Here is a 21,108-nt window from a genome sequence, read left to right as displayed (position 1 = left end):
ACTCAATATAAATGATAAAAGAAGCCCAATCTATTGATTGGGCTTCTTTTAATGTATACCTTGCATAAGTTTTTTGATTTTTGGTGTCATAGCAAGCACAATTAATGCTACAACAATTGCGATTGCACCAATAAGACCGAAGTAATTTTGGTGTCCTAATGGTTTTATTAATTTTACAAGTTGTCCGTTGATTCCTTGTGCAGTTGCGTTAGTTAAGAACCATAAGCTTAGCATTTGTGCAGAGAATGCTCTTGGTGCAAGTTTCACAGAAACACTTGATCCTGTAGGAGATAAACATAGCTCTCCAATTACACATAAGAAGAAACTTAAAATTAGCCATATAGGATTCATTAACTCAGTTTGTTGTATAGACATCGCAATCATCATCGCAATGAATGACACACCTGCAAAAGTAAGACCAATTACAAATTTAAGAGGTGTAGAAGGGTTATATTTACCTAATTTTTGCCATAGCATTGAAATAATTGGTGCAAATATTACGATGAAAAATGGGTTGATTGATTGGAACCAACCAGCTGGAATTTCGAAGTTAATACCATACACAGATAAATCTAATTGTGTTTTCTCTTGAGCAAATACACCTAGAACGTTTGAACCTTGTTCTTGTATACTCCAGAAAAGTACTGAAGCTAAGAATAGTGGTACATAAGCTAACAATCGAGATTTCTCGGTACTATCAATATCTGGACTTCGGTACATAATAGACCAGTAAATAAATGGTACTACTATTCCGACTATTAAGACAATTAAACTTATAGAATTAAATGTAAGTTGATCAACTAAGTATAAAATACCTAATAATATAAGAATACCTATCGTACTATATGTAAATATTTTAGAGTATTTAATTTTTTCTTTATGATTTAAAGGGTTTGAAGGGAAGTTCTCTACTTCACCAAGACTTTTTCTTTGGAATAGTACGTATGCTATTAAAGCTAAGAACATACCAAATGCTGCAATAGAGAAACCTTGGTGGAAACCAACATTCAAACGTACTTTGTCAATAATAAGAGGTGATAATAAAGCCCCCATATTAACTGACATATAGAAAATAACAAATCCCGCATCTAATCTATTATCATTTTTGTGATATAGGCCACCTACAACATTAGAAATGTTTGGCTTCATTAAGCCTGACCCGACAATAATAAGAATCATAGAGATTAAAAATGCGCCCAATCCAAATGGTAAAGATAATACAACGTGACCGAACATAATCAATATAGAACCTAAGAGTAAGGATCTTCTCGAACCAAGTAATCTATCTGCAACCCAACCACCTAGAATACCTGTCATAAATATCAGTGAGCCGTACATTGCCATAATTTGCTGAGCAGTAATTTTATCTAATCCTAGTCCGCCTTGACTTACGGAGAAGTATAAATAGTACAGCAAAATAGCACGCATACCGTAATAACTGAAACGTTCCCAAAATTCAACAAAAAACAGTATGCCTAAGCCGCGTGGATGCCCAAAAAATCCATGTTGAGGAACAGTTTCAACCATTTCCTCGCGCGTCATTTTGACCATAAAAATCGCTTCCTTTCTAAACTCTCCCCCAATTTTTAGGTAAGTTTAAAGAATAGTTTAAACCTCTAAAATAAAAAATTCAATAAAATTTGTATAAGTTATAATATTATGAATATTCAAAAAATATAATATATAAAGAAGACCGAAACATAAATTTGTCTCGGTCTTCTTTATATTATTTAACACCAGCCATAAGTGTTTTGATTTTAGGACTTGCAACCATTAATAATGCTGCAATTACGATTGCCACTATACCAGAGTATAGGAAGTAATCGTTCGTACTTATGCTTGTATATAATTTAACCATTTGCGCGTTAATACCTTGAGCCATCGCGTTTGATAAGAACCAAACACTCATCATTTGAGCAGTGAAAGCTTTAGGTGCCAATTTAGTTGTAGTTGACAGTGCAATAGGTGAAAGACAAAGCTCACCTATAGTAACTAATAAGAAACTACCGAATAACCAAATTGGGTGAATGATTGAAGAATCACTTGATAATGGGATGACCATAATAATATATGATAATCCTGCGAATAGGACACCAATTGCGAATTTATAAACAGTTGGTGGATTAAATTTACCAAGTTTTACCCATAATACTGAGAATACAGGTGCAAGTAAAATAATGAAAAATGGATTAAGTGATTGGAACCATGCTGCTGGAATATTGAAATCAATAGCACCACCAGTTAGTTTCGCCATGCTTAATTCAGTTTTTGTATCAGCAAATTGAGCTAACACTGTAGATCCTTGTTCTTGAATCATCCAGAATGCAACAGCTGCAATAAATAACGGTATATAAGCATACACTCTTGAACGCTCATAGTCTTCAGTTTTCTTACTTGTTGTAATTTTAATAAAGTAATAAATAGGTAATAATACACCTAATACTGAAATGAAGTTTGCAAAGTTAGGTAAAGTTAATTGGTCGAATAAACTTAAAATGAGACAAACAATTGCGGCAATAATCACAACTATCGCTACGATTTTAGTTATTCTAGCTTTCTCTTCTTTATTAAGTGGATCTGGTACTTCAATACCAGCTAAACCTAAATATTTTTTATTCGTAATAAAGTAAATAACTAAACCAACGAACATACCTACAGCTGCCACTGCAAAGCCTGCGTGGAATCCGACATTTACTTGTAACCATCCAATGATTAATGGTGAAATTAATGCACCTAAGTTAATAGACATATAGAAAATTGTGAACGCTGAATCCAATCTTGGGTCATTTTTCTCATACAACAGACCAACTGTTGATGAAATATTCGGTTTTAATAAACCTGTACCAATGATTAAGAATAAAAGCGCGACAAGTAATAAAGTAAAGTTATTTGGTAATGATAGTAAGATGTGACCTATCATGATTAGAATACCACCATAGAATAAGGCATGACGAGTACCTGTAATTCTATCAGCGATCCAACCACCGATAACACCACTCATGTATACTAGTGCTCCGTAAATTGAGACAATTTGTAGTGCTAAACCTTGGTCTATACCAAATCCGCCTTTAGCTACTGAATAGTATATGTAGTAAGCAAGGATGGCTTTCATTCCATAATAACTGAATCTTTCCCAGAACTCAGTAAGGAACAAAGTTGATAAACCTTTAGGATGACCGAAAAAACCAGTACGTGGCGTACTTTGAATGATTTCCTCTTTTGAATAATGTTTGTTATCCATTTTTTAATTCCCCTCATTATAAACTATATTAAATTGTGTTGTACTTAAAAATAGCACATATTAAATTGTAATCGTTTGCTAATAAAAATACAAGATAAATATTGATAATATTCATACAATAATGACTATTTAAAATAATTAAACCCTTTCATTTCAGGCTTTATAAAGAAAGGGAAAAAGTTAAAAATATTGTAAGCGTTTTCTTTATAACGTCTAAAAATATGCTGAATTGCATAGAAAGGTGAAAAAAGTGCATATTCATACTTGAGAGGCTATAGAAGCGCTTATATTAAGCAATGGCTATAAATTAAAATATAACAAACGCCTAATCCGTATTTAACTAGCGGATTGGGCGTTTGTTTTTGAGAAATTGAGGCTAATGTCTCAATTTCTACTATATATTGGAATTATGGTCTGTTATCTATTATCGATGTTTTCAGGATATAAGTCATGATTCATCATACGATATTCAGCCATTTCTTCATACTTTGTACCTGGGCGACCATAATTAGTATATGGGTCAATTGAAATACCGCCTCTTGGTGTGAATTTACCTAAAACTTCTATATAATGTGGATCCATTAATTCAATCAAGTCATTCATGATAACATTCATACAATCTTCATGGAAATCCCCATGATTTCTAAAACTAAATAAGTAGAGTTTTAAAGATTTAGATTCTACCATTTTTACATTTGGTATATATGAGATATAAATTGCAGCAAAATCAGGTTGTCCTGTAATAGGGCACAATGATGTGAACTCAGGACAGTTAAATTTAACAAAATAATCTCTGCCTTGGTGTTTATTATCAAACACTTCTAGAACTTCTGGATTATATTGGTCATAATATTGATTGTTTTGGTTTCCTAATAATGTTATATCTTTTAAATCTTCTTTTTTTCTGCCTTCTGACATTGTTTATGATACTCCTTTTTCTATTGATTCTTCCGGTTTTGGATTTCTTTGAGCTTTTTTGAACATATAATACCCAGCAAGGAATATAATGATATAGCCAAGGTAACTTAATAAGTCAGGTGACTCTTTGAAAATTATAAAACCTAGTAATGCACTAAATACAACTGACGCGTATACAAAGATTGAAATATCTTTAGCAGCAGCGTAACTATAAGCTATCGTTATTCCGAACTGACCAACAGTAGCAAAAACACCAGATAACAATAATATGATTACTTGTGTTATGCTCATTGGTTCATACGTGAAAATAACAAAAGGTATAAGTACTACTGTAGAGAAAAATGAAAAATAGAATACAGTTGTATAAGCTTTTTCACGTTTACCTAGAGGTCTCAGACAAGAATAGGCACCTGCAGCAAATAATCCTGATAATAGACCAATAATCGCTGGTGTCATATCTGAATTAAATGATGGCTTGATAATGAAAATTGCACCTGCTATTGCGACAATCATTGCAATAACTTGGTATTTTCTAGCGCGTTCATTTAGAAATAGTGCACATAGAATAATAGTCCAAAATGGATTTAATTTCATTAACATGTCTGCGTCACTTAGTACCATATGGTCTATGGCATAAATATTTAGCAAAACACCAATGAGTCCTAAAGAGGATCTTAAAATTAACAATGGTTGGTTTTCTAATTTGCCGAAAAATGATACTCGTGCTTTATAAGCAATATATATTGGAACAAGCATGGCTACTAGATTTCTGAATAATGATTTTTGGAAAACCGGTAAATCCCCAGACAATCTGAAGAAAACAGCCATTAAGCTAAATCCAATAGAAGATATAAGTATAGCAAGAATACCTTTTATTGTAGAATTCATTTTATACACCTTCCATTTTTTATCAATGAACATATATTATCATAACTCACTTTACAAAGTATATGGAATTCTAATTTTTAAAATTTATGAAAGTAAAATAAAGAAATTTTCAAATGTTGATATAACAACACTTGTGTGACATATCGATAAAGTCAACCCTATTTTTTATAAAAATTTAAGGTATTATGAGTGTTATGGCTCGTCGTTAATGTTATAATAAATCACATAATATAGTATGTACTAACAAAAGTTAACACTATATCTTGTGTTTTGCGCATTTAGAATAAAAAGTTATAAACTATGTAAAAATTTATGTTTTTAATTTATAAAAATTCGTAAACACAAAGTATATACATATGGCAGGTGATAGTGTATGAAGATAATTTATTTTTCTTTAACAGGTAATGTTAGACGATTTATTCAAAGAGCAGGATTATCGAATACGATGGCTCTCACTGAAGCAAACAAGACAGAAGAAATAAATGAACCATTTATAATTGTCACAGGTACAATTGGGTTTGGCCAAGTACCTGACCCCGTCCAAGCATTTTTAGATATAAATCATAAAAATCTTAAAGCGGTAGCTGGCAGTGGAAATAGAAACTGGGGCAATAATTTTGCAAAAGCGAGTGAGGAAATTGCGAATAATTATAATGTCCCTTTATTAATGAAGTTTGAACTTCATGGTAATCAGGAAATAGCAGATGAATTTAGAGAAAAGGTGGTTAATCTTTATGAAAATGATAAACAAACAGAATTATAATCATATCGAATTAAATAATAAAGTGACTAAGCGTAGAGAAGATGGTTTCTTTGATATTGAGAAAGACCAAGAAGCATTAGAAGTTTATTTAGAAGAAGTAAAAGAAAAAACAATTCAATTTGGTACTCCAATTGAACGTTTACATGCTTTGGTTGATCAAGATTTCTATTATGATTTATTCAAAGAGTATAGTGAAGCGGATTTAGAAGAAATAAATGAATTTGCAGATTCTATTCCTTTTCAGTTTGCAAGTTACATGTCAGCAAGTAAATTCTTTAAAGATTATGCCTTAAAGACTAATGATAAATCTCAGTATTTAGAAACATATAAAGAACACGTTATTATTGTTTCATTGTATTTAGCTAAAGGAAACGTAGAACAAGCGAAACAATTTATTGAAGGAATGATTGAACAACGAATTCAACCAGCAACACCTACTTTCTTAAACGCGGGTAGAGCAAGACGTGGTGAATTAGTGAGTTGTTTCCTATTAGAAGTAGATGATAGCTTAAACTCTATTAACTTTATTGATTCAACAGCGAAACAATTAAGTAAAATTGGCGGAGGAGTTGCAATCAACTTATCGAAACTTCGTGCACGTGGCGAAGCGATTAAAGGTATTAAAGGTGTAGCTAAAGGCGTACTACCAGTTGCTAAATCATTAGAAGGTGGATTTAGTTATGCAGATCAACTTGGTCAAAGACCTGGCGCAGGCGCAGTATATTTAAACATTTTCCACTATGATGTTCTTGAATTCTTAGATACTAAAAAAGTAAACGCAGACGAAGATATTAGACTTTCAACTATCTCAACTGGATTGATTGTTCCTTCTAAATTCTTCGATTTAGCAAAAGAAGGTAAAGACTTTTACATGTTTGCACCACACACGGTTGAACGTGAGTACGGTAAAACATTAGATGATATTAACTTAGACGAGTATTACGATGAGCTAGTAGCAAACCCTAACATCATCAAGAAAGCTAAAGATGCACGTGAAATGTTAAATACAATTGCACAAACACAATTACAATCAGGTTATCCTTATTTAATGTTTAAAGACAATGCAAACAAAGTTCATCCGAACTCTGATATTGGCCAAATTAAAATGAGTAACCTATGTACTGAAATCTTCCAACTGCAAGAAACTTCAGTTATTAATGACTATGGAACAGAAGATGAAATTAAACGTGATATTTCTTGTAACTTAGGTTCATTGAATATTGTAAATGTTATGGAATCTAAAAAATTCAGAGATTCTGTTCATACAGGTATGGATGCATTAACAGTTGTGTCAGATGACACTGAAATCAAAAATGCTCCGGGTGTTAGAAAAGCAAATAATGAATTACACTCAGTAGGTTTAGGCGTAATGAACTTACATGGATATTTAGCAAAAAATAAAATCGGCTATGAATCAGAACAAGCTAAAGACTTTGCAAATGTATTCTTTATGATGATGAACTATTATTCTATAGAGCGTTCAATGGAAATAGCGAAAGAAAGACAAGAAACTTACGTTGATTTTGATAAATCGGATTACGCTTCAGGAAAATATTTCGAGAAGTATACACAAGAAGATATTAAACCGCAATTTGATAATGTAGCAGATTTATTTGAAGGATTAGATATTCCAACTGCAGAAGATTGGAAAGCTTTAGCTGAAAAAGTTAAAGAAAACGGTCTTTACCATGCATACAGACTTGCTATAGCACCAACACAAAGTATTTCTTATGTTCAAAATGCTACAAGTTCTGTTATGCCAATCGTTGACCAAATTGAAAGAAGAACATATGGTAACTCAGAAACATTTTACCCTATGCCATTCTTATCACCAGAAACAATGTGGTATTACAAATCAGCATTTAACATAGATCAAATGAAATTAATTGATTTAATTGCGACGATTCAACAACACGTAGACCAAGGTATTTCAACAATCTTATATGTAAATTCTGAAATTTCAACACGTGAACTTTCAAGACTATATGTATATGCACATCATAAAGGATTAAAATCACTTTATTATACTCGTAACAAATTATTAAGCGTTGAAGAATGTACAAGTTGTTCAATTTAATCATTTTAATAAGATAGGAGATCTAACATGAAGGCAGTAAATTGGAATACACAAGAAGATATGACAAACATGTTTTGGCGTCAAAACATTTCCCAAATGTGGGTAGAAACAGAATTTAAAGTTTCTAAAGATATTGCAAGTTGGGAAACTTTAACAGAACCTGAAAAGAATGCATTTAAGAAAGCATTGGCTGGATTAACAGGCTTAGATACACATCAAGCTGACGACGGCATGCCGCTCATTATGATGCACACTAAAGATTTACGTAAAAAAGCAGTTTACTCATTTATGGGTATGATGGAGCAAATTCATGCGAAAAGTTATTCTCATATTTTCACAACATTATTACCATCCAGTGAAACGAATGAATTACTAGATAAGTGGGTAGTAGAAGAACCACATTTAAAATATAAATCAGATATCATTTTGAGCAATTATCATAAATTATGGTCTAAAGACGCGTCAGTATATGATCAATATATGGCTCGCGTAGCGAGTGTGTTCCTTGAGACTTTCTTATTCTACTCAGGATTCTATTATCCATTATATTTAGCAGGACAAGGTCGCATGACAACTTCTGGAGAAATTATTCGTAAAATATTACTTGATGAATCTATTCATGGTGTATTTACTGGTTTAGATGCACAAAGTTTAAGAAATGAATTAACTGAAGATGAGAAATTAAAGGCAGATACAGAAATGTACCGCATGCTAGAGCTATTGTTCAAAAATGAGTATGAATATACAAAAATGCTTTATGATGAAATTGGGTTAACAGAGGACGTTATGAATTACGTTGCATATAATGCGAATAAAGCGTTAGCTAACTTAGGTTTCGAACCGTATTATGAAGAAAAATCATTCAACCCTATTATCGAAAATGCTTTAGATACAAGCACTAAGAACCATGACTTTTTCAGCGTTAAAGGTGATGGATATGTATTAGCACTAAATGTTGAACCTTTAACAGATGAAGATTTTATTTTCGATGAAAACTAAAAACAATAATTAAATAAAAGTAATTATTACTTTCTTAAAACTGTCGCAAAGTGCAAAACTTTAGTGGCAGTTTTTTGTATCCTATACTTTATAAGACCTTTTTATTTAAGGTGAAAACATATAAAATGAAAGTATATAAAAGTGTTATTTTAGCTTTTGAATAGAAAAGTTAACATATTTTTCAATATTTGAGCATTTTACATTTACTTAATTAGATATAATGAGAATAGAATTTAAAAAAGGTGGGTTACATATGAAAAGAGTTTTACTGGGTCTTTTATCATTGTTAATTATTTCTGTATTAGCTGCTTGTGGTAATGATAATAAAGAAAAAGAAGAAAATCATTCAGAACATAAGCAGTCAGATCATGATTCATCTGATAAACCTCAAGCTTTAGAAGTTAAGCTAGATGTACCAGAAGAAGCGAAAAAAGGGGAAGAAGTAGATTTATCTGCTGAAGTTACATTAGGGAAAGAAAAAGTAAAAGACGCTGATGAAGTAATGTTTGAAATCATAAAAGATGGCGACAAAAAGAATTCTGAAATGAAAAAAGTGAAAGAAAATAAAGACGGGAAATATACTTTAAAGTATAAATTCGATGAAGAAGGTACTTATAATATCACAAGTCATGTCACAGCACGTGATCAACATACAATGCCGAATAAAGATATTAATATAAAATAATTATAAAAGAGTAATGAAATTTAATTTCATTACTCTTTTTTTAAATAGCATTGCATTTTAACTGAATATTCATTACAATAAAGATAATGATAATCGTTATCAACTAAGAGAAGTAGGGTGTATCATGGGAAAGTTTTTAATGCGTTTAGATGTATTGATTGTATTATTAGTTATCGCAACATTCTTCTCAATATTTATTGGTGTTTCAGAAGTGAGACCTTTACAAATATTAAGTCTTACAGATGAACAGAAAAATATACTAGTATCTAGTAGAATTCCTAGAACGGTTAGTATTATTATTTCAGGAAGTTGTTTAGCAATATGCGGTCTGATTATGCAACAGTTAACGAGAAATAAATTTGTTTCTCCAACAACAGCAGGCACGATGGATTGGGCAAAGTTAGGTGTTTTAATTTCACTGATACTATTTCCAGACACGAATATATTATTTAAACTTTTATTCGCAACATTACTAAGTTTATTTGGAACAATGTTATTCATGCAAATCCTACAAAGAATTCAATTCAAAGATGTTATTTTTATACCACTTGTAGGGATAATGCTTGGTAACATTGTTTCTAGTTTTTCAACCTTTGTTGCTTTAAGAACAAACGCTGTTCAAAGCATAGGGAACTTTATGCAAGGTAACTTTTCTATCATTACTAGTGGGAGATACGAAATTTTATACATAAGTATTCCTTTATTGATAATTGCGTATATTTTTGCCAACAAATTTACGATTGCAGGTATGGGAAAGGACTTCAGTGTCAACTTAGGATTAAATTACCATAGAATAGTTAATATTGGTTTAATCATTGCATCTATCATTACAGCACTAGTTGTGGTAACAGTAGGAATGATGCCTTTCTTAGGGTTAATTATACCGAACTTAATTTCAATATTCAGAGGTGATCATCTTAAAAATGCTTTACCGCACACTGCAATCTTAGGCGCGTTGTTTGTTATGATATGCGACATTTTAGGAAGACTGATTATATTCCCATACGAAATTACAATTGGTTTAACAATCGGTGTAATTGGTAGCTTTATTTTCATAGTTTTATTGATGAAAGGACGTTCGAAAAATGCTTAAGAAATTAACACCAGTACAGAAACTCAACCTTTTATCCATTATAACTATTTTAATAGCAGCGTTGTATTTGTTCTATAACATCAATCCAAAGATTTTAGAATACCAATTAACAAGTCGTGTAAGAAAGACAATCGCGATGTTATTAGTTGGCGCAAGTATTGCAGTATCAACAGTTATTTTCCAAACAATTACAAACAATAGAATTTTGACACCTTCTATTATTGGTTTAGATGCTGTTTATATGTTTATAAAAACTTCATTAATATTTTTCTTTGGTTCTACTTCAACAATTGTTTTGAATAACCATTTAAATTTCTTAGTGACTTTAGTCGGTATGATTATATTCAGTTTATTCTTATTCCAAATATTATTTAGGTCTAAAGATCAAAATGTGTTTTTCATTTTATTATTAGGTATTGTATTTGGGACATTCTTCTCAAGTTTATCCAGTTTTATAGAGATGATGATAGATCCAGAAGAGTTCTTATCTATTCAAAGTGCAATGTTCGCAAGTTTTAATGCAATTAATGAAGGCATACTTTTAATATCCGGCGTTGTATTAATCATAATGATTATCATTGCGTTCTTTATTAAACCATATTTAGATGTACTTTCATTAGGTAGAGACCAAGCAATCAACCTAGGGGTCAATTATACACAAGTTACAAGATGGTTGATGGTAATGGTAGCATTACTTGTTACAGTTTCTACAGCATTAGTCGGACCTATTACATTTTTAGGTTTACTTGTAGTGAACTTGGCTCATGAATTTATAAAAAGGTTTGAACATAAATATATACTACCAACAGCTATTTTAATTAGTTGGATTAGTTTATTTTTAGGCCAATGGGTAGTTGAACATTTATTTGAAGGCAACACTGAAATTAGCATTATGATCAACTTTATAGGCGGCATTTACTTTATATTCTTAATATTAAAGGAGCGTAATGTAACATGATAAAAGTAGAAGGATTAACGAAAGCTTATCAAAACAATAAAGTCGTAGACGAAGTGGACATCGAAATAGAAACAGGAAAAATCACATCATTTATAGGACCTAATGGTGCAGGTAAAAGTACTGTATTAGCAATGGTTAGTAGATTAATTGAAAAAGATAACGGAAGTATAAAAATAGATAACCATGATATATCTTCAATGAAAAGTAATGATTTGGCGAAAAAACTATCTATTTTAAAACAAACAAACCATACAGAGTTGAAAATCACAGTTAGACAATTAGTAAGTTTCGGGCGTTTCCCATATTCAAAAGGAAAATTGAAAAAAGAAGATCATAAAATGATTGATAAAGCTTTAGAGTATTTAGGTTTAACAGAAATACAAGGCAAATATTTAGGTGAATTATCAGGCGGGCAAAGACAACGTGCTTATATTGCAATGACAATCGCTCAAGATACTGATTACATTTTACTTGATGAACCATTAAATAACCTAGATATGAAACATTCCGTTCAAATTATGAAGATATTAAGAAGACTTGTAAAAGAAATGAATAAAACGATTGTACTCGTGATTCACGATATCAATTTCGCTTCTTGTTATTCAGATAGAATCATTGCCATAAAAGAAGGTAAAGTAGAAATAGCAGGATCTAAAGATGATGTAATAGAAGAACCTGTTCTAAGTGGTATATATGATTTAGATATTAAAATCGAAGAGATCAATGGACAACGCATTTGTGTTTACTTTGATAATGAATATATTGAAGCAGAAGAAATTCAAACTTTAGCAATATAGTCTTTTTACATTGAAAGGAGTGATGCTTGATATTTGCAAGTAAGTAATTATTTATTTATGCACTGTTTTTACATCATTATATATAAGAAGGAGAGTTTAGTTCATGAAGAAAGTATTTAGTTTTATGTTAATAGCAGTATTATCAATCGTATTAGTAGCATGCGGTAATGATTCAAGTAGTAAAGAGGAAAAGTCATCAAAAGACGATACTAAGAGTGATTCTAAAACAGTAGAAATCGAATCTAAATATCAAGTTCGTGGTAAAGAGAAAGATGGCAGTGATGCTAAGACAGTAGAAGAGAAAGTGAAAGTTCCAGTTAATCCTAAGAAGGTTGTTGTATTAGATTATGGTACTTTAGATACAGTTGAAGCATTAGGTGCAAAAGACGCAGTTAAAGGTGTACCTAAAGGTGAAGGCGGCGCTTCATTACCTGAATTCTTAGACACATTCAAAGGTGACGAATTTGTAAACACTGGCTCAGTTAAAGAAGTAAACTACGATAAAATTGCAGAAATTGACCCAGACTTAATTCTATTCTCTGGTCGTACTGCAGGAACTGAAGTACAAGATGAATTGAAAAAAGCAGCTCCAGACGCAGCAAGATTATACGTAGGTGCAGATGATAAAAATTACTTGAACTCAGTTGAAGAAAATACGAATAATTTAGGTGAAATTTTCGATAAAGAAGATAAAGCAAAAGAATTAAACAAGAGCTTAGAGAAGAAAATTAAAGATGTTAAAGCAAAAGCTGATAAATCAGATAAAAAAGCAATGTACTTATTAGCTAACGAAGGTGAGTTATCTACATATGGTCCAGGTGCAAGATTTGGTAGCTTAATCTTTGACGTATTGGATGTAAAACCAGTCGATAAAGACTTAAAAGCAAGCACACATGGCCAACCAGTAAGCTTCGAATATATTTCTGAAAAGAATCCTGACATCATCTATGCCATGGACAGAGGTAAAGCGATTGGCGGAAAAGAAAGTGCTAACAAAGCATTATCAAACGACGTTATCAAAGATGTTACAGCAATTAAAGAAGACAAAGTTGTAAACGTTGATCCACAATTATGGTACTTAGCTTCAGGTGGCGTAAGAACTACTGAAAAACAAGTAGACGAAGTTGCTAAAGGTTTAGAATAAGAAATAAGGCTGAGATATTTTAATGCCCCAGCTTAAAAAGAATACTCCTAATCCTAAGTTTATTTAACTAAGGATTAGGAGTATTTATATATCTGAAAAAGCAGCCAACAAGACAATATTTTGTCTTGTTGGCTGCTTATACGTTTCACTGAAGTGTTTGTTTTAATTTGTTAATTGATCTGTTGGTTCTCCAATAATGCGTACTTCACGTTTCAGCTCTATGTCAAACTTTTCTTTAACGACTTTTTGAACATGTTCAATAATCATTTCGTAATCAGTAGCTGTTCCGTTATCTACATTTACTATAAAACCAGCATGTTTAGTTGATACTTCTACACCGCCTATTCTATGGCCTTGTAGGTCAGCATCTTGTATCAATTTACCTGCAAAGTGGTTAGGAGGTCTTTGGAAAACACTGCCACACGATGGATACTCTAAAGGCTGTTTATCTTGTCTTCTTTGCGTCAAATCATCCATTGTAGCTTGTATTGTCTTTATATCTCCCGGCTGTAATTTGAAAGTTGCTTCAAGTACAACTAAATGTTGACGTTGAACAATACTTGTTCTGTAACCAAGTTCGAGTTCATCGCTTTGTATTGTATATAGCTTGCCTGTATCATCTATAGCTTTAATGTAATCAATGCAATCTTTAACTTCGCCACCATAAGCTCCTGCGTTCATATAGACTGCACCACCGACAGAACCGGGGATGCCACATGCAAATTCCAATCCTGTTAAATGATGGTCTCTTGCACGTCTTGATACATCTATAATCGCTGCGCCGCTTCCGCATGTTATACAACCGTCACGAACGTGAATTTGATTGAATTGTAATAAACTGATTACAATACCACGTATACCCCCGTCTCTAATGATGATATTAGAACCATTCCCTAAAAACGTTAAAGGAATTTGATTAAGGTATGCATATTCTACTATTTTTTGAACTTCTGTATATGAAGTAGGGGATAAGTAAAAGTCTGCTTTTCCACCTGTTTTTGTGAAAGTATATTTTTTTAAAGGTTCATTCACCTTAATTAATGATTTAGGGAGAAATTTTGATAAATCCTCCAAAATTGTAGGGTTATTCACCGTTCGACGTCCTTTCTTTACTGTGTTCTTAAAAATATTATATCAAGATTTTCCAGTTTAAGCGAATAGCTTATGAGCAATGTTTTTCAATAAGTTGTTGAAACCATTGTTGCTTATTGTTCTCATATTCTCTTACACTTTTATTGTTATTTATAGTGTTTGTTTTAAAACTTTGAAATGAGTCTATAACTGAGTTGTCGTGATTTAAAAGTTCATCTACAGTTAAATAATCATATAACATTTGACTGTTTTGTTCAACAATATGTATACGCACAATTTGCCTTAATGTAATCATATCTTTAAATTGAGCCATCATAATTTTCTTCTTATAAGAGTGGTGTAATCTATATATGTTGTGATAGTTTAATCTCTTCTCATCTAAGCTAGTAATATCATGTAATGAACGCACGGTAACAAGTACATCTAAGATAGGTTCAGTTGTATAAAGGGTTTGTTTCGTGCCACCTATATGATAAACATCTTGTATAGGTGTATTTAATAGGCTAAACAATAGTTGTTGAATTTTTATATATTTTGCTTTAAAATTTTTTGTTGATTGTAATTGAATGAACGGTTGAGGTCTTTTTAACATAATAACACTTCCATTAATCAATAATAAGAATATAATATATAACATTTTAATTATCCATGATATTATGTATAATACAAGTGAAACAGAGGTGCAATGATGAAAATTAAATTACTCTACTTAATGTTATTTGTACTTGTATTAATTATTGCAGCTTGTAGTAATGAGGTAAATTCAGATCTTAAAAAATATAAAAGAGATATGAAACCTATTTATAAAAAAGAAGACACAATTCTTGATAATATTAATCAATTAAATTTAGATAAATTAGATCAACTAGTAGGCACTGAAGTAACAGCTGAAAAACATAAAGAATTGAATAAGCTTCATAAAGAACTTGATAAAGAAGTCTTACCTGAAGTTAAGAGTCTTAAAAAACAAGCTGAGAATATCGAGCCGAGTACACAAGAAGTAAAAGATGCACATAATATTTACGTTAGCAATGTTAAAAAGAGAGAAGACTCTATTTCAGAGCTAAATGAATATATATCGCTATTCGAAAAATCTATCAGATCTAATGAGAAAATATTAGAATATACAGAGGTATTTGAGAAAAATAAAGCAGTAGCTGAAAAAAATGCTAGTAAAGCTAAAGATAGCTCTGAAGATAAAGATGATTATGAAGCGTTAGTATCAGTAATAGATAAAAATAGTGACGATTTAAATAATAAAGCTAAGTATTTAAATGAAGCGCATAGTGTGAAAGAGAAATCACAGTATATCCATGATAAAATCATTCCGAGTATATCTAAGTATGTAAAAGCTCTTAATCAAACAAATATTAAATCCAATAGAGTGAATCAAATGAGGCAATCTCAGATTGAAATGTATTACACTTTAAGTGATTATTATAAGGAACGAAAAAAAGGTAGTATTATTGAAGAAAAACTTCAAAAAATAAAAGCCCCTGATGACTTTAACAGTAAAGTTGCGTACTTAGGAAAAGATGAGAAGTATGATAAAGCTATTGATAGATTAGAAAAATAAAACACACCGTATATTAGAATAAAAGTTTATTCTGTATCGGTGTGTTTCTTTTATTCTTCTTTTTTAACGGTGGATTCTTTCTTCTTAGTTTGTGATAAGTATATATTTTTACCTACTAAAGAGATAACCCAAATCGAAAATGCGATAATTAAGATATATGATAATGCAGGTTGGTTTTTAAAATCGAATAAAAACAGAATAGAAATAATAAGTAAACATGCATTAATCGTATCAATCATTCCCCATCTCTTAATGAGGGTAGGTGTTACATTTTTGGTCAAATAAAGCACCTCCTTATTGTAATTATAGTATATCAAAATTAACTAATGGTTAATATCAAAGAATGCGGGTAAACATAATTAAGATAAAAATAGAATTTGCCATATAAAACGAATGATGTTATAGTGTTCAATTGTATTGGTTAAATTATGATAGAGGTGAATTAAAATGGTCGTGAAATTAACTTCCATCGATCAATTTGAAAAAGTACTCAATGATAACCCAAACGTATTTGTAATGAAACACAGCAGTACTTGTCCTATTTCGGCAAGTGCGTATGATCAATTTAATAAATTCTTATATGAAAGAGACATGGACGGTTATTATTTAATTGTTCAAGAAGAAAGAGAATTATCTGATTATATAGCTGACAAAACTGGCGTCAAACATGAATCACCACAGGCTTTTTATTTTATAAACGGGAATGCCGAGTGGGATGCAAGTCATGATAATATCACAGTAGCAAGTTTATCGAAAGCAGAAGAGTAATAATGATATAAGACAAACAGTCATATTGACTGTTTGTTTTTTTGTTAAATAGAGAAAAAAACAGTATAATGAATTATGATAAAAAGCATGAGGTGAAAAATATGAGAGTATTAGTTGCGATGGATGAATTTGATGGTATTTTATCAAGTTATCATGCAAATAGATTTGTAGAAGAAGCGATAAAGTCTCAATTTAATGAAGCGGATATAGTGCAAGTACCTTTATTTAATGGTCAAAGAGAAGTTATTGATTCAATATTATTATGGCAATCAGGCACGAAATATTCGGTAGATCATCATGATGCATATATGAACCCTAAGACATCAGTTTATGCAGTTACTGGTAATAACATAACGGTTATAGAAGCGGGTGAAGTGTTAACTTCAAATGAAGAAACAATTAGACCAAGTGAAACCACTTCTTACGGTTTAGGTGAAATGCTTAATGAAGCGCTTAAAGAAAATACTAATGAAATGATTATATCAGTAGGTAACGTTGCAAGTTATGATGGTGGTCTAGGCATGATTCAAGCACTTGGTGCAAAGTTTTATGACGCTGAAGGTGCTTTAGTAGATTTAAGCAAGGGCGCTAAATGGATTAAATATATTAGAACAATAGACTTATATGATTTAGATAAACGTTTGAAAGATAAAAAAATTAAAGTCATTACAGATTTTGAATCTAAATATTATGGTAAAAGTAGTCGAGTTATGAAAGAACGTGAATTAAATCATATCTCGTTAGAAGAGGCTACAGATATAGATAATGCTTTATGGTATATAAGTGAACTGTTTAAGAGTCAGCATAAAACATTATTAGGTAAAGAAGAAAGAGGCGGATCTGGTAGCGGTATAGCTGCTATGTTAAATTGTCTATGGGATGGCGAACTTGTAACTGGTGGAGATGTTGTTAACGAACTGACATACTTAGACCAATTAATTGAGCAAGCTGATTTTGTTGTGTTTGGGGAAGGTTTAAAACCGAACCAACAATTACTCGAGACGACTTCAGTAAGAATTGCAGAATTATGTTATAAACACAATAAAGTTAATATCGCAGTTTGTGCAACAGATGAAAAATTCGATAAATATATTGAACAAGAAGTTACAGCAATGTTTAAAGTACTAAACAAAGATCAATATACGATGACCGAATTAGAAATGGGCATAGCCTTAAGACATTTAACGACACAAGCATTAAGATTATTGAAAAGCAATTTATAATTAAGAGTTCGGAACATAACAAATGTTTCGGATTTTTGTTATGTAAGCGCGAGTACCTCATTATTTATAATGAATAATAAGAGAGTGGGGCCTCTAACGTGCAAGAAATTTGAGACAAGCTCGTTACATTTTCTAACGAGTTAGTGCGTGTAAACAAGCCCGTTAGCGCAATATTTTCTACGATTTTGTAAAGTGCTGACGCCTGAGGGAATCGTATGAGTGAGAGACTACAGGCTCGAACTATAACCTAGGAAACCTTGCACGAACAAAATCGTAGATCTTATAAAAAATAAGCATATCACTTTCAAACTGAAATAATCAGTTAAGTGATATGCTTATTTATTTTGAATTAAGATTGTTTTTCAAATTCAGATAGGATACCTACAATTGTTTGCACTGCTTTTTCCATAACATCAATAGACGCATATTCAAATGGTCCATGGAAATTAGCGCCACCAGTAAATAAATTTGGTGTAGGTAAGCCCATATAAGAAAGTTGAGAACCATCAGTACCACCACGAATCGGCTCTATTACAGGTGTAATACCTAAAGATTTAATCACTTTCTCAGGTATATCGATTAGCTCAGGATGAGGTTTGATTTTTTCACCCATATTATAATATTGATCATCGATTTGAACTTTAATCAGTTCTTCATCATAATGGTGGTTTAAATTTTTGGCGATATCTAACAAATGGTTTTTTCTACGCTCAAATTGTGCTTTGTCATGGTCACGAATAATATATTGTAATGTTGCTTTTTCAACGTTACCTTCCATTTGCATTAAATGGTAAAAGCCTTCATATCCTTCAGTATGTTCAGGTACTTCATCAGCTGGTAACTGTTCATTAAAAGTCATTGCTAACGTGTTAGCATTGACCATAACATCTTTAGCTGAACCAGGATGAACATTGACACCATTAACTTCTACAACAGCCATAGCTGCATTAAAACTTTCGTATTGTAGTTCGCCTTCTAAACTGCCATCCATTGTATAAGCAAAGTCAGCATTGAAACGTTCTACATCAAAGTTGTGTGGCCCTTTACCAATTTCTTCGTCAGGCGTAAAGCTAAATCGAATGTCACCGTGTTTGATTTCTGGATGATCAATTAAGTAAATAATAGCTTCCATAATTTCTACGACACCAGCTTTATCGTCTGCACCTAGCAATGATGTGCCATCAGTTGTCATTAGTGTATGCCCGATAACATCTTTTAATTGTGGGAAAGTATTTGGGCTAAGCACTTTTTCTGTCTGACCTAACTGAATATCTTCCCCGTTATAATTTTCTACAATTACTGGATTAACGTTTGTAGCATTATAATCAGGTGATGTATCAATATGTGCTAATAAACCAACAGTAGGAACCTTTTTATCGGTATTAGATGGTAATGTAGCCATTAAATACCCTTTGTCATCTACTGTTACTTCAAGGTTAAGTGCTTTAATTTCTTCTTCAAGAAGTTTAATTAAATCCCATTGCTTTTCAGTAGAAGGTGTTGTTGTACTATTTGGATCCGCTTGTGTGTCTATCTTTACATATCTTTCTAATCGATCAATTAGACGTTGTTTCACATTATTCTCTCCCTTTTACTTCTATTTACTTTACTTATTATACGCTTTTTTGTTTCTTAGAAGCAAAAAATTGCTTAGTACGAATGTAAATTTGGAAGACAATTTCAGAACTTAAAATACCAAACGCAATAGATCCAGATATTAGTGTAGCTTGTAATGACGTATTGATAGCTACATCATAATTATTAATAACTAAGTTTTTAGTGGCATCATAAGCTAAACCACCGGGAACTAAAGGAATAATACCAGCTACTATAAAAATAATCATAGGACGTTTATAGTAGCGGCTCATGATATGACTCATGATAGCTAAAGTGAAACTCCCGTAGAACGAAGCTTGAACTTTATCAATACCGAAGTCTAAAGAAACAGTATAAATCATCCAAGCTATGGCTCCAACAACACCACAAGCAATTAGAAGTCTTCTAGGTGCATTAAAAATGACAGAGAAGAATAATGTTGCAGTAAAACTTAATAGTATTTGATAAATATAATCTAACATTCATAGCACCTTCCTTAACTTAGTAATAATACAATTGCTACGCCAGCACCGATTGCAAATGCTGTTAAAGCCGCTTCTACACCTTTAGAAATACCAGCTAATAATTGACCAGCCATCAAATCTCTTATTGCATTTGTAATAAGAACACCTGGTACAAGTGGCATAACAGAGGCAATGGTAATTAAACTTAAATTATCTCCGTAAAAGAAATTGACACTTATTGTAGCTATTGTAGCTATAATTAATGAACTAATAAATTCAGTAAAAAATTTAATGCGTATCGTATTATGTACAATTGCCATTGTTAAATACCCAGTACCACCAGCTATAAATGAAGGGATAACATCAGGTTGTTTACCGCCAAACATAGGTAAGAAACATGCTGATGCAATAGCTGCTGCCAAAACTTTTAACCAAAAAGGAAATTGTAATGCAGCATGATGTAAATGTATCAATTCAGATTTAGCTTCATCTATCGATAATTCGTTATTTGCAATCTTTCTGGAAATTTGATTCGTCAGAGATATTTTCTCTAAATCTGTCGATCTTTCATCTATTCTTATCAATCTAGTATTAGTTCTATCATTTAATGAGAAAATAATTGCTGTGGAAGTTACAAAGCTATGTGTATTTTCTAAACCATAACTCGTTGCGATTCTAGCCATTGTGTCTTCAACTCTATATGTTTCAGCACCGCTTTCCAAAAGGATGCGTCCTGCTGTCATAACGACATCGATTATTTTATTCTCATCTATTATCGTGAAGTCCTTTAATTCTTCCATAATAACCTCCATGTTCGCAATGAATA

General features: G+C 31.7%; 21 protein-coding genes. 11 read left to right on the top strand and 10 right to left on the bottom strand.

Features of this window, described 5'->3' with window-relative positions; genetic code table 11:
* Positions 1 to 48: 48 nt before the first annotated feature.
* From LQ682_RS08970 to LQ682_RS08955, 4 genes are all read right to left on the bottom strand, one after another.
* On the bottom strand, positions 49 to 1,551 hold the full coding sequence (locus LQ682_RS08970) for a peptide MFS transporter (protein ID WP_239724128.1): 1,503 nt from the start codon (positions 1,549 to 1,551) through the stop codon (positions 49 to 51).
* A gap of 175 nt (positions 1,552 to 1,726) precedes the next feature.
* Positions 1,727 to 3,241 (bottom strand): peptide MFS transporter, encoded by a 1,515-nt coding sequence (locus LQ682_RS08965; protein WP_017000369.1) that lies wholly within the window; start codon positions 3,239 to 3,241, stop codon positions 1,727 to 1,729.
* A gap of 417 nt (positions 3,242 to 3,658) precedes the next feature.
* Positions 3,659 to 4,159, bottom strand: coding sequence for a preQ(1) synthase (gene queF / locus LQ682_RS08960; protein WP_017000368.1), 501 nt, complete (start codon positions 4,157 to 4,159; stop codon positions 3,659 to 3,661).
* A 3-nt stretch (positions 4,160 to 4,162) separates the two neighbouring features.
* Entirely contained in the window at positions 4,163 to 5,047 is an 885-nt protein-coding gene (locus tag LQ682_RS08955; RefSeq protein WP_239724126.1) for a DMT family transporter, read from the bottom strand.
* A gap of 373 nt (positions 5,048 to 5,420) precedes the next feature.
* Between LQ682_RS08955 and nrdI the strand changes: the two genes are divergently transcribed.
* From nrdI to LQ682_RS08915, 8 genes are all read left to right on the top strand, one after another.
* The gene (gene nrdI, locus LQ682_RS08950; RefSeq protein WP_103268625.1) at positions 5,421 to 5,810 is read left to right on the top strand and encodes a class Ib ribonucleoside-diphosphate reductase assembly flavoprotein NrdI; all 390 of its coding nucleotides are present in this window, start codon (positions 5,421 to 5,423) and stop codon (positions 5,808 to 5,810) included.
* Positions 5,782 to 7,887 carry a class 1b ribonucleoside-diphosphate reductase subunit alpha gene (gene nrdE / locus LQ682_RS08945; protein ID WP_239724124.1) on the top strand — a complete coding sequence of 702 codons (2,106 nt, stop codon included), beginning with the start codon at positions 5,782 to 5,784 and terminating at the stop codon, positions 7,885 to 7,887. Before nrdI ends, nrdE begins: the two co-directional genes overlap by 29 nt.
* Positions 7,888 to 7,914: 27 nt before the next feature.
* Positions 7,915 to 8,886: a class 1b ribonucleoside-diphosphate reductase subunit beta gene (gene nrdF, locus LQ682_RS08940; protein WP_064204699.1), complete on the top strand. Its 972-nt coding sequence runs from the start codon at positions 7,915 to 7,917 to the stop codon at positions 8,884 to 8,886.
* Positions 8,887 to 9,139: 253 nt separating this feature from the next.
* Positions 9,140 to 9,571: a FixH family protein gene (locus LQ682_RS08935; protein WP_103268623.1), complete on the top strand. Its 432-nt coding sequence runs from the start codon at positions 9,140 to 9,142 to the stop codon at positions 9,569 to 9,571.
* A gap of 124 nt (positions 9,572 to 9,695) precedes the next feature.
* Positions 9,696 to 10,664 (top strand): ABC transporter permease, encoded by a 969-nt coding sequence (locus LQ682_RS08930; RefSeq protein ID WP_017000362.1) that lies wholly within the window; start codon positions 9,696 to 9,698, stop codon positions 10,662 to 10,664.
* Positions 10,657 to 11,622, top strand: a complete 966-nt coding sequence (locus LQ682_RS08925; protein ID WP_135021474.1) for an iron chelate uptake ABC transporter family permease subunit — start codon at positions 10,657 to 10,659, stop codon at positions 11,620 to 11,622. Before LQ682_RS08930 ends, LQ682_RS08925 begins: the two co-directional genes overlap by 8 nt.
* Complete coding sequence (locus LQ682_RS08920; RefSeq protein ID WP_064210867.1) at positions 11,619 to 12,419, top strand: iron ABC transporter ATP-binding protein; 801 nt, start codon at positions 11,619 to 11,621, stop codon at positions 12,417 to 12,419. Before LQ682_RS08925 ends, LQ682_RS08920 begins: the two co-directional genes overlap by 4 nt.
* A gap of 103 nt (positions 12,420 to 12,522) precedes the next feature.
* Positions 12,523 to 13,563: a ferrated catecholamine ABC transporter substrate-binding lipoprotein SstD gene (locus LQ682_RS08915; RefSeq protein ID WP_135021471.1), complete on the top strand. Its 1,041-nt coding sequence runs from the start codon at positions 12,523 to 12,525 to the stop codon at positions 13,561 to 13,563.
* A 162-nt stretch (positions 13,564 to 13,725) separates the two neighbouring features.
* Here LQ682_RS08915 and murB read toward each other — a convergent pair whose 3' ends face one another.
* Positions 13,726 to 14,655, bottom strand: a complete 930-nt coding sequence (gene murB, locus LQ682_RS08910) for a UDP-N-acetylmuramate dehydrogenase (protein ID WP_239724120.1) — start codon at positions 14,653 to 14,655, stop codon at positions 13,726 to 13,728.
* Between the two features lie 70 nt (positions 14,656 to 14,725).
* Positions 14,726 to 15,247: a GrpB family protein gene (locus tag LQ682_RS08905; RefSeq protein WP_064210890.1), complete on the bottom strand. Its 522-nt coding sequence runs from the start codon at positions 15,245 to 15,247 to the stop codon at positions 14,726 to 14,728.
* A 96-nt stretch (positions 15,248 to 15,343) separates the two neighbouring features.
* Here LQ682_RS08905 and LQ682_RS08900 point away from each other — a divergent pair, with 96 nt between their 5' ends.
* On the top strand, positions 15,344 to 16,231 hold the full coding sequence (locus tag LQ682_RS08900) for an EMYY motif lipoprotein (RefSeq protein ID WP_135021469.1): 888 nt from the start codon (positions 15,344 to 15,346) through the stop codon (positions 16,229 to 16,231).
* A gap of 50 nt (positions 16,232 to 16,281) precedes the next feature.
* On the opposite strand, the gene LQ682_RS08895 is transcribed toward LQ682_RS08900, so the two are convergent.
* The gene (locus LQ682_RS08895; RefSeq protein ID WP_369964813.1) at positions 16,282 to 16,521 is read right to left on the bottom strand and encodes a hypothetical protein; all 240 of its coding nucleotides are present in this window, start codon (positions 16,519 to 16,521) and stop codon (positions 16,282 to 16,284) included.
* Positions 16,522 to 16,678: 157 nt separating this feature from the next.
* On the opposite strand from LQ682_RS08895, the gene ytxJ reads away from it, so the two are divergent.
* Together ytxJ and LQ682_RS08885 are read left to right on the top strand one after the other, a co-directional pair.
* Positions 16,679 to 16,999: a bacillithiol system redox-active protein YtxJ gene (gene ytxJ, locus LQ682_RS08890; protein WP_017000356.1), complete on the top strand. Its 321-nt coding sequence runs from the start codon at positions 16,679 to 16,681 to the stop codon at positions 16,997 to 16,999.
* 101 nt (positions 17,000 to 17,100) lie between these two features.
* Positions 17,101 to 18,222 carry a glycerate kinase gene (locus tag LQ682_RS08885; protein WP_135021467.1) on the top strand — a complete coding sequence of 374 codons (1,122 nt, stop codon included), beginning with the start codon at positions 17,101 to 17,103 and terminating at the stop codon, positions 18,220 to 18,222.
* Between the two features lie 349 nt (positions 18,223 to 18,571).
* On the opposite strand, the gene pepT is transcribed toward LQ682_RS08885, so the two are convergent.
* The 3 genes from pepT to LQ682_RS08870 are packed head-to-tail and all read right to left on the bottom strand — an operon-like array spanning position 18,572 to position 21,082.
* Positions 18,572 to 19,798: a peptidase T gene (gene pepT / locus LQ682_RS08880; RefSeq protein WP_070045683.1), complete on the bottom strand. Its 1,227-nt coding sequence runs from the start codon at positions 19,796 to 19,798 to the stop codon at positions 18,572 to 18,574.
* A gap of 37 nt (positions 19,799 to 19,835) precedes the next feature.
* Positions 19,836 to 20,300: a threonine/serine exporter family protein gene (locus LQ682_RS08875; RefSeq protein ID WP_135021463.1), complete on the bottom strand. Its 465-nt coding sequence runs from the start codon at positions 20,298 to 20,300 to the stop codon at positions 19,836 to 19,838.
* 14 nt (positions 20,301 to 20,314) lie between these two features.
* A complete protein-coding gene (locus LQ682_RS08870; RefSeq protein ID WP_016998599.1) occupies positions 20,315 to 21,082 on the bottom strand; it encodes a threonine/serine exporter family protein in 768 nt (255 codons plus the stop codon).
* Between the last annotated feature and the right edge of the window lie 26 nt (positions 21,083 to 21,108).

Origin of the sequence: Mammaliicoccus sp. A-M4, from assembly GCF_022386955.1 — a bacterium.
GTDB lineage: Bacteria > Bacillota > Bacilli > Staphylococcales > Staphylococcaceae > Mammaliicoccus > Mammaliicoccus lentus.
The sequence above is the reverse complement of the archived record's forward strand: the minus strand, read 5'-3'. Positions and strand labels throughout refer to the sequence as shown.

Excerpts from the sequence above, each read along its gene's own strand:
- LQ682_RS08970 (WP_239724128.1), bottom strand. The coding sequence starts at position 1,551 with ATGGTCAAAATGACGCGCGAGGAAATGGTTGAAACTGTTCCTCAACAT.
- LQ682_RS08965 (WP_017000369.1), bottom strand. The coding sequence starts at position 3,241 with ATGGATAACAAACATTATTCAAAAGAGGAAATCATTCAAAGTACGCCA.
- queF (WP_017000368.1), bottom strand. The coding sequence starts at position 4,159 with ATGTCAGAAGGCAGAAAAAAAGAAGATTTAAAAGATATAACATTATTA.
- LQ682_RS08955 (WP_239724126.1), bottom strand. The coding sequence starts at position 5,047 with ATGAATTCTACAATAAAAGGTATTCTTGCTATACTTATATCTTCTATT.
- nrdI (WP_103268625.1), top strand. The coding sequence starts at position 5,421 with ATGAAGATAATTTATTTTTCTTTAACAGGTAATGTTAGACGATTTATT.
- nrdE (WP_239724124.1), top strand. The coding sequence starts at position 5,782 with ATGAAAATGATAAACAAACAGAATTATAATCATATCGAATTAAATAAT.
- nrdF (WP_064204699.1), top strand. The coding sequence starts at position 7,915 with ATGAAGGCAGTAAATTGGAATACACAAGAAGATATGACAAACATGTTT.
- LQ682_RS08935 (WP_103268623.1), top strand. The coding sequence starts at position 9,140 with ATGAAAAGAGTTTTACTGGGTCTTTTATCATTGTTAATTATTTCTGTA.
- LQ682_RS08930 (WP_017000362.1), top strand. The coding sequence starts at position 9,696 with ATGGGAAAGTTTTTAATGCGTTTAGATGTATTGATTGTATTATTAGTT.
- LQ682_RS08925 (WP_135021474.1), top strand. The coding sequence starts at position 10,657 with ATGCTTAAGAAATTAACACCAGTACAGAAACTCAACCTTTTATCCATT.
- LQ682_RS08920 (WP_064210867.1), top strand. The coding sequence starts at position 11,619 with ATGATAAAAGTAGAAGGATTAACGAAAGCTTATCAAAACAATAAAGTC.
- LQ682_RS08915 (WP_135021471.1), top strand. The coding sequence starts at position 12,523 with ATGAAGAAAGTATTTAGTTTTATGTTAATAGCAGTATTATCAATCGTA.
- LQ682_RS08905 (WP_064210890.1), bottom strand. The coding sequence starts at position 15,247 with ATGTTAAAAAGACCTCAACCGTTCATTCAATTACAATCAACAAAAAAT.
- LQ682_RS08900 (WP_135021469.1), top strand. The coding sequence starts at position 15,344 with ATGAAAATTAAATTACTCTACTTAATGTTATTTGTACTTGTATTAATT.
- ytxJ (WP_017000356.1), top strand. The coding sequence starts at position 16,679 with ATGGTCGTGAAATTAACTTCCATCGATCAATTTGAAAAAGTACTCAAT.
- LQ682_RS08885 (WP_135021467.1), top strand. The coding sequence starts at position 17,101 with ATGAGAGTATTAGTTGCGATGGATGAATTTGATGGTATTTTATCAAGT.
- LQ682_RS08875 (WP_135021463.1), bottom strand. The coding sequence starts at position 20,300 with ATGTTAGATTATATTTATCAAATACTATTAAGTTTTACTGCAACATTA.
- LQ682_RS08870 (WP_016998599.1), bottom strand. The coding sequence starts at position 21,082 with ATGGAAGAATTAAAGGACTTCACGATAATAGATGAGAATAAAATAATC.